The sequence below is a fragment of the Lacticaseibacillus zeae subsp. silagei genome (assembly GCF_030770335.1).
GTDB lineage: Bacteria > Bacillota > Bacilli > Lactobacillales > Lactobacillaceae > Lacticaseibacillus > Lacticaseibacillus zeae.
Genome location: NZ_CP132484.1, coordinates 430,265 through 445,179, shown reverse-complemented (window position 1 = coordinate 445,179; position 14,915 = coordinate 430,265). Strand labels below are relative to the sequence as shown.

At 50.1% G+C, this 14,915-nt stretch carries 13 protein-coding genes, 1 pseudogene and 1 riboswitch; of the genes and pseudogenes, 3 read left to right on the top strand and 11 right to left on the bottom strand.

Translation table 11 applies throughout. From position 1 onward, the window contains the following. Window positions 1-35: 35 nt before the first annotated feature. The 7 genes from thiW to LACZS1_RS02060 form a co-directional block, all read right to left on the bottom strand. Window positions 36-536 carry an energy coupling factor transporter S component ThiW gene (gene thiW / locus LACZS1_RS02090; protein WP_070650661.1) on the bottom strand — a complete coding sequence of 167 codons (501 nt, stop codon included), beginning with the start codon at window positions 534-536 and terminating at the stop codon, window positions 36-38. Continuing rightward, on the bottom strand, window positions 517-1,209 hold the full coding sequence (gene tenA / locus LACZS1_RS02085) for a thiaminase II (RefSeq protein ID WP_070650660.1): 693 nt from the start codon (window positions 1,207-1,209) through the stop codon (window positions 517-519). Before tenA ends, thiW begins: the two co-directional genes overlap by 20 nt. A gap of 68 nt (window positions 1,210-1,277) precedes the next feature. Then, on the bottom strand, window positions 1,278-1,925 hold the full coding sequence (locus tag LACZS1_RS02080) for an energy-coupling factor transporter transmembrane component T (protein ID WP_070650659.1): 648 nt from the start codon (window positions 1,923-1,925) through the stop codon (window positions 1,278-1,280). 4 nt (window positions 1,926-1,929) lie between these two features. Further along, window positions 1,930-3,273 carry an ABC transporter ATP-binding protein gene (locus tag LACZS1_RS02075; protein ID WP_070650767.1) on the bottom strand — a complete coding sequence of 448 codons (1,344 nt, stop codon included), beginning with the start codon at window positions 3,271-3,273 and terminating at the stop codon, window positions 1,930-1,932. 3 nt (window positions 3,274-3,276) lie between these two features. After that, a complete protein-coding gene (locus LACZS1_RS02070; RefSeq protein ID WP_070650658.1) occupies window positions 3,277-3,846 on the bottom strand; it encodes an ECF transporter S component in 570 nt (189 codons plus the stop codon). 529 nt (window positions 3,847-4,375) lie between these two features. After that, a riboswitch (TPP riboswitch) is annotated at window positions 4,376-4,466 on the bottom strand. A 127-nt stretch (window positions 4,467-4,593) separates the two neighbouring features. Beyond that, a complete protein-coding gene (locus LACZS1_RS02065; protein WP_070650657.1) occupies window positions 4,594-5,574 on the bottom strand; it encodes a LacI family DNA-binding transcriptional regulator in 981 nt (326 codons plus the stop codon). A 494-nt stretch (window positions 5,575-6,068) separates the two neighbouring features. Then, window positions 6,069-7,301, bottom strand: a complete 1,233-nt coding sequence (locus LACZS1_RS02060) for an IS110 family RNA-guided transposase (RefSeq protein ID WP_070650064.1) — start codon at window positions 7,299-7,301, stop codon at window positions 6,069-6,071. A gap of 361 nt (window positions 7,302-7,662) precedes the next feature. Here LACZS1_RS02060 and LACZS1_RS02055 point away from each other — a divergent pair, with 361 nt between their 5' ends. Beyond that, a complete protein-coding gene (locus LACZS1_RS02055) occupies window positions 7,663-9,615 on the top strand; it encodes a sucrose-specific PTS transporter subunit IIBC (protein WP_070650360.1) in 1,953 nt (650 codons plus the stop codon). Window positions 9,616-9,744: 129 nt separating this feature from the next. Further along, window positions 9,745-10,599, top strand: a complete 855-nt coding sequence (locus LACZS1_RS02050; protein WP_070650361.1) for an ROK family protein — start codon at window positions 9,745-9,747, stop codon at window positions 10,597-10,599. A 312-nt stretch (window positions 10,600-10,911) separates the two neighbouring features. Here the strand turns inward: LACZS1_RS02050 and LACZS1_RS14175 are convergent. From LACZS1_RS14175 to LACZS1_RS02040, 4 genes and pseudogenes are all read right to left on the bottom strand, one after another. Beyond that, window positions 10,912-10,974 (bottom strand): annotated as a pseudogene (locus LACZS1_RS14175) (hypothetical protein); the annotation flags it as partial. 206 nt (window positions 10,975-11,180) lie between these two features. Then, on the bottom strand, window positions 11,181-11,285 hold the full coding sequence (locus LACZS1_RS02045; RefSeq protein ID WP_029345604.1) for a putative holin-like toxin: 105 nt from the start codon (window positions 11,283-11,285) through the stop codon (window positions 11,181-11,183). A gap of 343 nt (window positions 11,286-11,628) precedes the next feature. Continuing rightward, the gene (locus LACZS1_RS14150) at window positions 11,629-11,706 is read right to left on the bottom strand and encodes a putative holin-like toxin (protein WP_368670784.1); all 78 of its coding nucleotides are present in this window, start codon (window positions 11,704-11,706) and stop codon (window positions 11,629-11,631) included. 192 nt (window positions 11,707-11,898) lie between these two features. Continuing rightward, the gene (locus LACZS1_RS02040) at window positions 11,899-13,539 is read right to left on the bottom strand and encodes a peptide ABC transporter substrate-binding protein (protein WP_070650362.1); all 1,641 of its coding nucleotides are present in this window, start codon (window positions 13,537-13,539) and stop codon (window positions 11,899-11,901) included. 113 nt (window positions 13,540-13,652) lie between these two features. Between LACZS1_RS02040 and pepT the strand changes: the two genes are divergently transcribed. Further along, the gene (pepT, locus tag LACZS1_RS02035) at window positions 13,653-14,900 is read left to right on the top strand and encodes a peptidase T (protein ID WP_070650363.1); all 1,248 of its coding nucleotides are present in this window, start codon (window positions 13,653-13,655) and stop codon (window positions 14,898-14,900) included. Window positions 14,901-14,915 lie beyond the last annotated feature (15 nt).

The window sequence follows — 14,915 nt, the reverse complement described above, 5'->3', positions numbered from 1 at the left end:
CTTATACTCCGACTTCTAAACGCGCCAGCTCACGCTCAAAATATCTTTTGCAATCGGCGCGTGATGCCGTTGCGATCTAACTCATATAAAACAAATAGTGCAATGAGCGAGCCGGAAATGGATCCGCCGAAGAACCGCGGCGTGTATACAAACCAGTAAAGGGACTGGCTGCTGCCGGTGAACCAAACCATCACCGGATACGACAGCAGCGAACCGATCAACCCAGTACCCAAAATCTCACCAGCAGCGGCCCACCAATTTTGGCGACCGAAGCGGTAACCGATGCCGGCTAAGAATGCCCCAAAAACCGCACCGGTTAAGGCGAGTGGCGGAATGCCCAGCAGCGTCATCCGTAAAATGGCGCAGGCAAAGGCCATCACCGTGGCGTATAGCGGTCCCATCACAACGGCCGCGACCACGTTGACCACGCTCGACATCGGCGCCATCCCTTCAATCCGAAATAACGGCGACAACACAACATCCAATGCAATCATCATGGCTAACATGGCCAGCCGTTTAACGCGGTTTTGCCCCATCGGCGATCCTCCCTTTCGGCCATGCTTCCAAGCGATAGGCCATCTCCCAAAAACTGTATTCCATCTGTGAACTGATTTTAAAAGCGGCAATCATCTGTTGCTGTTCGGCTGGTGTACTGTGCTCGTAAAGCCGATCAACCAGCGCGACTGCTGCCTGCTGGTCGTCAGCATTTTCATCGCCGCTATAGGTTTCGATCCAGCGTTGGTAAATCGGCACCGGTGACTGGCGCTGCGCCAAATATTGTCCGACTTCCTGATAAAGCCACGGGCACGGCAGCATCCCCGCAATTGCAACATGCGGCGTTCCTTCAACCAACTGGCGGTACATGTGCGAAACGTAATGGTAGGCTGTTGGCGCAATCGCCGTGGCGGCCACTTCTTCATCAGTAATCGCCAATGTTTCAAAAAAATCCTGCCGCACTGCCAATTCACCTGCTGCCAAACCAGCCGCAGATTGCTCAGCATAGGCTTTTAACTCAGGTTCTTGAGCCTGCTCCGCAATTAATTCGTACAAATGGCTAAAATGTTTCAAATAGTACGCATCCTGAATCAGGTAAAACCGAAAAATCGTCGGATCAAGCGTTCCATCCTGTAACTCAGTCAGAAATGGATGCGACAGACTCCCTTCCCAATAAGGCACGACCTGTTGCCGTGCAAGTTCTGAAAATTTCATTTTTCATCCTCTCGTTAATCAATGTTTTCGTCAGCATCGCGGTATTTTCGCCTCATGGCATCCCAAAGCTATCGAACCAAGACATTCAACAGCAGAAACAGTGCCGCTGCCGCCACCAAGCCGCGGCGTGAACTAATGATCGCGCGGCTCACATTTCGTTTGGCGCCTTCGGTATAACCATGGGCGTACATGGCTTTGACATACTGGTCTTGCCACGACATGGCGACAAAAATCACTTTGACGTAAATCATGGGTGACCACGGATGCAGCTTTTGCCCGCGCAATAGGCTGGCTTCGCGAATCGCCGCGACCTCATGCATGATTTGCGGCAAGGCGTGGATGACAACCAGCAGACCGTAAACAAAATTAGGCGACAGCTTATGTTGTTCCAGCCACAGGAGCAATGCCTCGAGATCGACGCCGATCAGAAACACCAAGCCCAGCGCGGTGAAGGCATAAGTCCGCACAAACAGTAACAACGCGTAGGACATATCCGTACCGTGTAAGGTGATCGCCCAGTAAGTGCTCGCCGCCGGTATCAGTGGAAGCAAAGCTAAAACAACCAGACTTTTAAAGGCGCGTCGCCACAGCAGAAAGCCAGTAGCTAAGCCAATCAACGCCAAGTCAAGTTTCACCGAATGACTAAACGATATTTCAAGCGTCAAAAGCAGTATCAGCAAACTCAGATTCAGCGCATTCGTCTTTTTTGGCAACATCGTCTCACTCCCCAAGCACCGCCAAATGTTGATCGGCCAGTTGAACATGCTGTTGACTCACGCCTGCCAACGGAGCAAGCCGATGGGTCACAATCAAGAAGGCTTCCTCAGCTGCTTTTTCCTTAATCCACGCGGTGAAAAATGCACACGCGCGCTCGTCCAATCCGCTGAACGGCTCGTCTAGCAGTAAAAAGGACCGATCCAGGCTCAACATGGCAATCAATTGAATCATTTTCTTTTGCCCGTCGCTCAAGTGATACAGGCTGCCGGATTGCTTCTCCGTCAATCCCAGATAGTCGAGGGCCGCTTGTTGGCGTTCGCGAACTTCCGCCGTGAGCGGGGCACCGAACTTTAATTCATCCGCCGGCGTCAGCGTTACAAATTGCTTGGTGGCATCTTGCACCGCCAGCGTCATCGTTTGAAACAATCGCTGTCTGCGCCGCAAGCGCCGTTCACCCAGAAACATGCGGCCTTGGTAAGGATGCAGTTGCACCATGGCCCGCAACAACGTCGATTTCCCGCTACCATTAGCGCCAGTCAGGGTCGTGATGCCGGTATTAAAATGCCAGTCAGCCGCGCGGATCAATATCCGGCGATTCTGGGCACAAACCACTTGATCAAGGTGAAGCAAAGGCGTCGTGGCCGCGTCACTTTGCGTCAAATGAAAGCTGGTTGGGATCGTGGTGAGTGTCGTTAGCGGCAAGCGGGTCAGCTGTCCCTTTTCCAAGGAAACAAGCTCGTCGGCAACGCCGGCATAATCGCTTAAGTCATGATCGGCAATGACAATGGTTTTCCCCGCATCGCGTAATTTGCCCAGCTTGGTGATGAGTTGCTGCCGACTAGCCGGATCAATGCTGGCAAACGGCTCATCTAGCAACAAAACCGGCGCATCCATCGCCAGCAAAACCGTCAACGCCGCGCGCTGTTTTTCACCACCGGAAAGTGTCTGTAAGTCCCGATCCAAGAAAGCATCGGTTTCACCCAACACCACCGCCTGCCAAATTTGTTTTGCCATCACATCAGCCGGCAAGTCGAGATTTTCCAAAGCAAAATTAAGTTCACCGCGTAAGGTTCGCATGGTAAATTGCTGATCAGGATTCTGAAACAGCATTCCCACTCGGCTTGCTCTCGTTTGCATAGACGCATTGCGATTATCCTGCCCGTCCACCAAAATCGTGCCTTCATAAGTCAGTGGCGCAAATCCGGCAATCAAGTTGAGCAAGGTCGACTTCCCACTGCCACTGTCGCCGGTTAGCACAGTCATCGCACCCGTCGCAAATTCGAAATCGAGGCCATCAAACAATGGGCCATCCCGCTGAAATCGCAATTTTCTTAGTTCAATTCCCATCATTTACGACCTGCCAGCCAACCGCTTGGCACCAGCGGCCTGTTCATAAAGTTTCATCACGAGTTGAACCAAAACAACGCCGAAGAAAATAACCGACAGCAAGCGCACCGTCACCAATGCCAGAATCATGCCGAGGCTGTAAGCGCCGTAACCTAACTTGAAGTACTCATAGGTAAAACTGAAAACCGTCGTACCAACTGCGGCCAAAAGTAGGCTCACTCTGTCATAGCGCCGATAACGAGTCACGATGAATCCCGCTTCACTACCCAAGCCTTGAACAAAACCGGACAGCAACACAGCCGGGCCAAAGTAGGAACCATAAAGCATCTCCGCCAGCGCTGCCAAACATTCGCCTAAAATCGAACTACCTTTCTTTTTCAACAACATGGCGGTCATCGGTGCCGCCATCACCCACATGCCAAACAAAATCTCATTGGCAAACGGCGCATAACCGATTGGCGTCAATGCCGCTGCCAGCAACGCGTAAATCGCATCGGCACCCATAAAGACACCGCCAAACAGAAACGCCAGAAATGCCAGTAAAACAACATCGCGCAACGACCATTTGTCCATAAAAATAACCCCCATTTCTTCAAATAAAGACAGACGGGGGCTAAGCACGATCAATTCATCATTTCAAAGCCTACTTGCGTTTCATGTTCGCTGATCCGCCAAGTCAGAAAGCGCAGCGGCTTACCAGAACGCGCCCGTCAGCGTAAAGGTCTGCGTGTAAGAACCTCAAGCCTAAATGGCCAAAACCCAGACGCAATGGTGCGATTTTTACGCGGGGAATTTGTTCTATTTTGGGCACATGCGGAGTCTGACTGCCGCGTTCTATAACGCGCTCACAGTCGCAGAAATCTACGTGTAAGGACCTTGAAGCCCAAATGGCCAAAGCCCGACGTCCGCTCTCCATAACGCGCTCCCTGGCGCAGAAGCCTGCGTGTAAGGACCTCAGACCGCAATGGCTAAGACCGGCCATTGCGGTCTGAGGCCACTTACACTCCCGCTTCTAACCGCGCCAGCTCGCGCTCACAAAAAAGGACCCGTCACCAAATCATCGGCGGGGTCCATGAAATCACAAATAAGCATCAAAAAACGATTGATTTTAACGATATTTCCCTGCGACAGTACTAACTGCATCAGGTTCAATGGGTATCATCTCAGCTTTTACAGCACCCCAAATGTTTCTATTCGATTGTAACGGCAGTATATCACTTTTTATTTGGAAGCGCTACAGGAAAGAACTGATGAATAGCGCCAACTTCTTGGTCAAGCCTGCTTGGTAACAAAAAATACCGAACCCAGTGATGGTGCACTTTACGCCGTGATGCCTTGATGCAGGCTCACCGGCAGCAAATAATTCGGATCTAGGTCAGCCTTGTGATCGTTGATCCTTGTCAGTAACAGGTCGACTAGCAGTTTTGAGATGTCGTCCAGCGGTTGAACAATCGTTGTCAGCGCTGGGTAATAATTTTGAATGAAGCGAGTGCCGTCATAGCCGATCAGTTTTAGGTCATCCGGAACGCGAATTCCCATGGTCAAAGCCTGTTGATGGACCTGCATGGCAGTCAGATCATCGGTGCAGAAGATTCCATCATACTGCCCCTTGGTCAATAAGCGTTGGATCTCCGTACGGCGAATGGCTGCCGCGGTCTCGAACGGGATCGCCATGGTCGCGGGTTCGATTCCATGGGAAGCGAAGTAATCGTGAAAACCTTGCGACCGAGCATTTGTCGGTGAATTCGGCAATTCCTTACCGGTGATGATTAGCGGGGCTTGCACGCCATTGGCTGACAAGACGGATGCGGCCAAGCGCCCGCCCTGGGCATTGTCGGAACTTACGATCGGAATGGTCGGAGCCAGATTACGATCAAAGCTGACGATCGGTAGTCCGTACGCTTTATATTCCGGAATATTTTCATTGTGCGCTCCGGCAATGATACCGTCGACCTGATTGGCTGCCAGCAGGCGCAGGTACTCGCGCTCCTTTTCCGGATCATTGGCGCTGTTGCATAAGATCGCCTTATATCCGCGTTCGAACAGCAGATTCTCGAGTCGGGAGACCAGCTCACCGAAGAATGGGTGACTGACGTCGTAGAAGATCAATCCAATGAGATGCGGTGACTTGCCTTGTAGCGAGCGGGCCAAAGTATTCGGTCGATAATTCAGCTGATTCATGGCGGCATGAACCGCCTTTTTCGTTTTGTCACTGATGGCGCCGTAATTATTGATCACGCGAGAGACCGTGGTCGGCGACACTCCTGCCAATTTGGCAACATCTTCAAGTTTAACGGTCATAGTTTGGTATTACCCCTTTTTAGATTTCACGCTTGACACATACTGACGGCATCAGCGTTGGTGATCGTAGCTTATACTGAGGCGATAACGCGTCGCTGTGTTCCATCTTGTTGGTGCATTTTTCTGCCACCCTTGTGCGGTGTCATTGCGTCCCAATCTGTTTGTCACGATTAGCTTCATCATAACTGAAAGCGGTTAATTGTCAATCGAAAAACATTTTTAAAAGGTTAAGTATAATGAAGTCCCTCAATAATGAAGACTTAAATTGTCAAACGCTTGACAATTTGTCGAAAGCGCTTTATATTTTAACCGTCGCAAAACTGATATTATTTTTTAGCCCATTAACCGCTTTCCTGAGACTTGTGGTCTGAAGTCAAGGGAGTGATTCAAATTATCTAGACTTGTTTCATTTTTCAGAGGGTATACTTCCCCCAGCCCAGGGATTTAGTAATTTCTCTAGGTGAATCTAAAGCCCTAACTTGACGCTTGGCGCGCTAGACCGCTTTGGCTGGTTTATACAACTCGTGGTTTTTAAGTAATGCATAGATCACGCGTACCAGCTTTCTTGCAGTCATGACACAAGCACGTCGGTGTTGATATTTTGGCACCTCCCGGTATTTCTTGTCGTAAAATCTGGCAAATGTGGGATCATGCGCTCTTACCGAGTTGGCAGCTTCAATTAGGTAATAGCGTAAGTACTGATCGCCGTTATGCGTGCGCGGCGTTAGTTGCCGCTCACCGTTTCCGGATTGACTTCTGCGCCAAACCAGTCCGGCATAGCTTGCCAAACTAGCTTCACTCGGAAACCGTTCAATCTGACCAATTTCAGCCAGTAGTCCAGCCGAGTAGACTGGGCCAACGCCTGGAATACTTTGCGTTGACTGTGAGCCATCAATGACGGCACACAGGTCGGTGATGCTCTTGTCTAGGGCTTTTAGTTGCTTTTGTAACATCCGGATCTGGTTGATGTAAATCGCCATGACCTGGTCAACAGAATCGGCAACCGTCTTGCTCAAGCGATAAGAGCTACGGATGGCTTTTTGTAAGGCCTTAGCGATCGCCTCTGGGTCACCAAAGCGACCGTGGGACAATTGGTTAAGATCTTGAGTAAGCGTCTGTAAGGGCATCTGAGCGATTTCGTCCAGTGTGTACTTTTCACCGCTAAGCACCGTCATCATCGTGTTTCCGAACACAGAAGTCGGTAGCTCAGCTTCCAGTGTGTTCAATCGGAAGTACAGATTGTTGAGGAAGTGGTTTTTGCCATCTGTAATTTGTTTGACGATGTGATACCGTTCGCGGGTGAGCCGCTGTAAGGCAATGTGTTTCTCGTCGCGGGTCACTGGCACTTGATACCGGCCAATGCGCAGAAAGTCTGCGATGTGGAAGGCATCAATGGTATCAGTCTTGTCGTCATCAAACAATTGGCTGTAACGATGAGTCATCTTGGGGTTCAACGTGACGACAGTGGCATCCAACGCACTGAGCGCTGAGCTTTGTTCAAAGTAAAGTGTGGGGTGGATGTTGTACACCGAGGTGGCTTCCATGCCAATCACGATCTTTAGTGAATCATCTTGGCGTTTAGCCCATTCCAGGATTAATTTCTCAATTTGGCCGGCCCCGTCAGGGGTATTCGTGGTCTTGTCCTGGAAAATAACCTTCTTGGCAGAATCCAAGCCACAGTAATCAAGCTTTGCTTTTGAAACATCAATACCAACATTCAAGTTCATCGAATTGGACCTCCTTTCTGTTCTGATTTATGGATAGGCTTGGGCGCTGCGCGATATTCCCTAATTATGAACCTACAGTACTTCCTCGCAGTATGAGCAGTCTGTCTGAGGATCAGTAGCTGCTCGGTGAAACGCGAGTCACCGAACTGATCTCCAGCCCCCGCAGCTTGTGGTTTGTGCTTGTTCGATTCATCTGGGCGGCAGTCTCGGGGTGAAGTCTAGCAATAGCTAGCAACAGGAGGGAAAAGCCTATACCAGTTGGACCCAAATCCAATGAACAACTAGAGAATATCACGCAACATCCAAGTACGGAGCTATCCAAGAACTTGGTTGTAATTTAAATATACGAGGAGGACCTTTTATGAAACATGCTGACGTTGCCAAACGGATCTTGCAAGATATTGGCAAAGATAACATCCAGGCCGCTGCCCATTGTGCGACCCGGCTGCGCCTTGTTCTTAAAGACAGCAAGGCGATCAACCAGAAGGCGCTGGACGATGATCCCGACGTGAAAGGCACGTTCGAGACCGGCGGCCAGTTTCAGATCATCATCGGTCCCGGCGATGTCGATAAGGTTTATGACGCCTTGATTGGCATTACCGGCCTAAAGGAAGCCACCACAGACGACATCAAGAAGATCGCAGCCACCGCCGGCAAACCGAATCCCTTCACCAGTTTCCTGAAAATGCTATCGGATATCTTCATTCCGATCGTGCCAGCGTTGGTTGCCGGCGGACTGCTGATGGCGTTATACAACGTTTTGAGCTCACCGGGTTTGTTCATGAGCCGGTCAGTCGTACAGGCGGTGCCGAATCTGAAGGGACTGGCTGACATGGTTAACACTATGGCCAGCGCCCCATTCACCTTCCTGCCAATCCTACTGGGCTTCTCAGCAACCAAGCGCTTTGGCGGCAACCAGTACCTTGGCGCCACAATTGGGATGATCATGGTTCTGCCGACCTTGGTTAACGGTTACCAAGTGGCCGCCGTCACTGCCGCTGGAAAAATGACCTATTGGAACATCTTCGGGTTACATGTGGCTCAAGCCGGCTATCAAGGTCAGGTTCTGCCCGTCCTCGGGGTCGCATTTTTGCTGGCGACGATCGAGAAGTTCCTGCACAAACACCTCAAAGGCGCGGTCGACTTCACCTTCACACCGCTGCTGTCGATCATCGTCACCGGTTTTCTGACTTTTGTGGTCGTCGGTCCAGTACTGCGAGCCGTTTCTGATTTTCTGACGAATGGTCTGGTTGGCTTGTATAATGCGACTGGTTGGTTTGGCATGGCAATATTCGGGGTCTTCTACTCTGCAATTGTCATCACCGGGCTTCATCAGACCTTCCCAGCGATCGAGACCACACTCATTGCTGCCAAGGCAACGACTGGCGGTTCCTTTATTTTCCCAGTCGCATCAATGGCTAACATCGCCCAAGGTGGCGCTGCGGCTGCTGTGTTCTTCGCTTCTAAGGACAGCAAACAGCGTGCCTTAGCTTCAAGCTCTAGCATCTCCGCCTTACTCGGAATCACCGAACCGGCGATATTCGGGGTCAACTTGAAACTGCGCTTTCCATTTTACTGTGCCGCGATCGCTTCCGGTATTGCCAGCGCTATTCTCGGCCTCTTCCACGTCCTTGCCTGGGCGATGGGCAGCGCCGGCGTTCTTGGCTTCATCTCGATCGCGCCGAAATCTATTGTGGCCTTTTTACTGGCCGCAGTCATTAGTTTGGTAACCTCCTTCGTCATGACGTTCATCGTTGCCAAACGCGTTTTGAAAAATGAACCCGAAGAAGCACCCGTGGATCCGACCACCGGTGAAGAAACACAAGCAGATACCGTCATTGCCGCCCCAGTCGCCGGCACCACCGAACCAATCACGCAAGTCAACGACAAGGTCTTTTCAGCTGAGATCATGGGCAAAGGAATTGCCATCAAACCCGCTAGCGATGAGGTCCATTCACCAGTCACCGGCACGGTAACCGTCGCCTATCCGACTCACCACGCTTATGGCATTAAGGCTGATGACGGTGCTGAGGTGCTCATCCACCTTGGCATCGATACCGTCGACCTCAAAGGCCAGTATTTCACCAGCAAGGTCAGCCAAGGCGACCATGTGAACACGGGTGACCTGCTGGGAACCTTCGATTACCAAGCCATTGCCAATGCCGGCTATGACACCACCGTCATGATCGTTATCACCAACACGAATGCCTATGCCAGCGTTGAACCAGTCACTACGCCGACGGTCAAGCCCGGCGACCACCTCATCGCGCTGACCGCACGCAGCAGTGACAACGCCGTGGCAACTGACCTGTAACGTCAACTGCCCAGTCGACTCGCTTTTCACCCATTTTTTGAAGTTTAGCCACTCACCGTTGAAGCACGCCTCAAAGACTCAGCACCAAAAACAACCATCTCTGTACCATCGTTGAAAGGAGTCACTCTCATGCTCGGAGCAATCGAAGCTGGTGGCACAAAGTTTGTGTGTGCCATCTCAGAAAACGGTATCGACATCATCGACCAGGAAACTTTTCCGACAACAACGCCGGACGAGACCATCGCCCAAGTGATCGATTATTTCAAGGCGCACCCTGCCGACAAAATCGGTCTTGCCTCATTTGGTCCAATTGACGTCAACCGTAAGTCGAATCAATACGGTTACATTACCAAGACCCCTAAAGCCGGATGGCAGTTTTTCGACATTCTCGGTACCTTACAGAAACATTTTCCTGACACCAAGTTTGCTTTCACCACCGATGTCAACGCTGCAGCATACGGCGAACTCAAGGCCGGCGCTGGCAAAGGCTTGGATGACCTCGTCTATTGGACTGTTGGCACTGGCGTCGGTGCTGGCATCGTGCAAAACGGTCAGCTGCTGCAAGGCTACAGTCACCCTGAGGCGGGACACATCATACTGCGCCGCCACCCAGACGACACATTTGCTGGTAATTGCCCGTTTCACGGCGACTGTCTGGAAGGTATGACCAGCGGACCGGCGCTCCAGAAACACTGGGGCAAACCCGCCAAGGATCTGCCGGCCGATCATCCGGCATGGGATTTAGAGGCTTACTACCTCGCCCAGGCATGTGTCGACCTGACCCTGACCGTTGCCCCAGAGAAGATTGTCTTCGGTGGCGGCGTCATGCACCAGCAACAACTTTTTCCTAAAATCCGTGACCAGTTTAACCGGTTGCTGAACGATTATGTGACTGTTCCGCCGCTTGACAGCTACATCGTCCCGATTGATCTGGCGGATAATGCCGGTGCGATCGGCGCCTTCCTGCTTGCTCAAAGCGCCTGACCAACACAAAAGGAATCGTCTTAACGGTGCAACGACCAAAGTTTGCTCAAACACACTGGTCGCCTATACGCTGGTCTTACTAGCTAATTACCAAAGGTTTTGATGTTCCGCAGATTGCCAAACGGACAAACTGATTTTAGATGGCCCAATATTACTTTTAAAACGTTGCCGTAGTGGATTCGAAATTTGCATGATATAATAAAGATGTACAAAGAGCTTGGTGCGGGAACACCAAGCCCTTTGGAATGCTATTTAACAGCAGCTCATTTAAGGCCACAAAATAGCCGTCAATTCACTACCTGGGCGAGACGGCTATTTTGTGTTATTACGGTCAATTAGCACAATGACTAATGCTAATAAAGCAAGAATGAAACTACTTCTTTATCTTGGTCTTCATTGTTGCACCTCATTTGACAATTCAGGTTCATTTCAAAACGTTACCGTAGCAGATTCGAAATCCACATGATATAATGAAAACGAAAAGAGCTCGGTGCACCTACACCAAGCTCCTTGGAATGCTGTTTGACAGCAGCTCATTGAAGCTACAAAATAGCCGTCATTTCGCTGGCTGTGCGAGACGGCTATTTTGTGTTATTTCGGTCAATCAGCACAATGACTAATGCCAGCAAGGCAAGAACGAAACTGCCGAACTGAAACATCAAATCAAGTGCGTCTTTGACAGACACAATGCCACTCCTTTCCAAAGATTTGCGATGCACTACAGTCCTAAAACCATAGCTATCACCCTCTTTCGAAGTTCGTAGCTGCCGTCGCGTAGCATTCTTGGTTTATTGTAGCATAGGATTAATTAGAATAGAAACCACTTTTTAGAATATCGTTAGTTATCATTAAGCATTTATTAAGCGGTTTCTAGAATGTCATATCACTATTGATGCTTCTTTAGTCGCATGCTATTATATCCACATAAAAGAGTTTGGTGTGTCAACACCAGCTCCTTTAAAATGCTATTTAACAGCAGCTCATTTTAGACTACAAAATAGCCGTCAATTCGCTTGCTAGGCGTGACGGCTATTTTGTGTTATTCCGGTCAATTAGCACAATGACTAATGCCAGCAGGGCAAGAATGAAACTGCCAAACTGAAACATTCAGTCAAGTGCATCTTTCACAACTAAGAAACTACTCCTTTCTTTAGGATTGTGACGTACTAAGGTTCTAAAACCAAAGTCATTACCTTCTTTCGAAGAATGTAGCTGCTGGTTTCATAGCATACCAAACAGCCCATCATGCCGTACAGTTTCTATGTGCAGGATGATGGGCTGTTTATTTTCACTTAATGATCACTTCAGATAAGCCGTCTTGAAGTCATACGGTGTCCCGTTAGGATTGAACGACAATCCCTTTACGTTTGACCGTAACAACTGCAGGTTATCAGCTTGATATAGCGGCAAAGTACCTTGATCCTTCATCAAGATCTTTTCGGCGTCTTGCAACATGGTCCAGCGCTTTTGCGGATTGTTGCCGTACTTGGTTTCGGTTTCGCTTAGCAACTGATCCAACTTGGCATCTTTGTAGCCGGATGAATTGTAACTGGAATCACTGATCCAGACGTCCAGGAAGTTGTAGGCGTCAGCGAAAATCGACTGCCACCCTGTCACAACCATGTCGTAGTTGCCGGCGTTCATGGCTTGCAGCCGCTGCGCTTTTGGAATGCTCTTGATCGTGACTTTGACATGCGGCAGGTTTTCAAACGCGCCTTGCAGGTATTCGGCAACTTGCTTGGAAACATCCGTATCATCGGCCAGTAGCGTTAAGTTCAGCTGACTCTGGCCCGATTCTTTCATGCCTTCTTCAAACAACTTCTTGGCCTTGGTTTTGTCATACGCCACCGCACTTTTCACCTGCGTTGTCTTGGCAAAGTCCGCGCCAGTTTTTTGATTGGTATGCAGACCGACTGGAATGAAGCCGAGCGCCGGCTTAGAGCCATCTTTCAAAACATTCTTGGTCAGCGCGGTGCGGTTAATCATCATGGAAAAGGCTTGGCGCACTTTGAGATTCTTGAATGCCGGAACCTGTTTTTGATTCAGATCGACCCGCGTCATATTGGAAGACAATCGCTTAACCGCATCTTTGTCATTAAGATGGGCGGCGGCCTGCTCGCCGGTCAACACGATTGAATCCAACTTCTTAGTTTGATAAAGGTTCATCCCGGTTTGGACATCCTTGATGACCGTTTCGTTAACCTTAGCCAGTTTAACGTGCTTCTTATCCCAGTACTGCGGGTTTTTGGCAAGTGTCCAGCTATCACCGGTACCATTCCACTTCGTCAACTTGAATGGGCCACTATAAACCTGCGTCGTTGCGGAAGTGCCATACTTTTTGCCATATTTTTCAACCACTTTTTGATTCTGCGGATAATACAGCGGGAACGCCAGCAACTTCTTAAAGTAAGCGGTCGGATTCTCCAGCGTGATGGTCAGATGATGGCTATCAGTCGCTTTGATGCCTAGATCAGACGCCGGCTTGGTGCCTTTGGTGATGGCCGTGGCATTTTTCACGGGCGCAAAGTAGAACGCATCGGTGGCCTTGGTCTTAGGATCCACGGTGCGCTGCCAACTATACACGAAGTCCTGCGCCGTAATTGGATCGCCATTACTCCACTTGGCATTGCGAAGGGTGACATGGTAAGTCATGCCGTCTTTACTGGTCGTGACCTTTTTAGCCAGCGCCAACTGCGGCTTTTGCCCTTTGTCGGTTAACCGGTAAATTCCTTCCTGCGTGTTGTTTAAGACTTGAAAAGAAACGGTATCCGTTGACTGCGACGGATCATTCGTCACAATTGCAGATGTTTCTGACCAATTGAGCGTTTGATTGGTACTTGATTGCCCGCTTTGACCACTGCTGCTTGATGAGCAACCGGCGGCCAAAAGGACGAGTGCGGCAGATGGCAACACCAAAGGCCATTTTTTTGACCTAAACATATGTATCCCTCCAATAATTCCCAAATTGCGCTATTGACAAAATACTAAGCCAGATTCAAACTGATTGCAATGTAATGTTAATATTTTTCTCATCGAAAAGGCAGGGATTCTCATTGACGATTGACCTTGATTTAGCGCAAATACAGGCAGACTTTATCCGTTATGCAAAAATCAACACGCGCTCTTATCCGGGACGCGACACGACCCCTTCAACGCCGGGCCAAACGGAATTGGCCAAGTTACTGGTCCAGCAGCTGCAAGACTTAGGACTACAAGATGTCAGTTTGAATGACAAAAACGGCTTCGTAACGGCGACATTGCCGGCTAACACCGACAAGCCGGTCAAAAGCTTCGGCATCATCGCTCATCTGGACACGGCAGATTACAATGCCGAAAACGTGCAACCGCAAGTTCATCCGCACTATGATGGCAGCCCGATTGAATTTGCCAACGGGTTGCGGTTGACCGTTGAGCAGTTTCCGGCTTTGAAGCAGTATTTTGGCCAAACACTTATTACTGGCGACGGTACCACTTTACTGGGGGTTGACGACAAAGCCGGGATCGCCGGTGCGGTGGCGACGGCGCGGTATTTGCTGGCCCATCCGGAAATCAAACATGGTCTCATTAAGTTTGGTTTTGGCCCGGACGAGGAGATCGGTGTCGGTGCCGATAAATTTGACGCCAAGGAATTTGCGACTGATTTTGCCTACACTCTGGATAATGGCGATCCCGGACAAATCGAATATGAAACCTTCAACGCTGCGCAGGCCACGGTGACAATTGAAGGCACCTCAGTTCATCCCGGGGAAGCCAAGGGACTGATGGTGAACGCCAACACACTTGGCCGCCAGCTCGACGCCGCCTTGCCCGCTTTTGACCGTCCGGAATTCAGTGCCGGTCACGAAGGCTACTTCTTGCTCTTGAAGTTCCATGGCGAAATCAGCGAAGCCCAACTGACTTACATTATTCGTGACTTCGACCACCAACAGTTCGAGGCTCGCAAAGCATACTTCAACAAGGTCGTGGACGAACTTAATGCCCAGTTTGAGCAACCGCGCCTCAAAGTGACGATGTACGACCAGTATTACAACATGGCCGACATCATCAACAAGGATCCCTACCCGCTCCGCTTAGCTGAAGCTGGGATCAAGGCGGCCGGACTCACACCTAAAACAGTACCGTTCCGCGGTGGGACAGACGGTTCAAAAATTACTTATCAAGGTATCCCGACACCTAATCTGTTCAACGGTGGCATCAATTTCCACGGCCCTTATGAGGTTGTCTCCACAGAGGCCATGGGTAAAATTGCCGAAACGTTGATTCATATGGCGCAGTTAAATGCTGATGGGACGGTGGCCTAAAGAGCCGTACAGTGT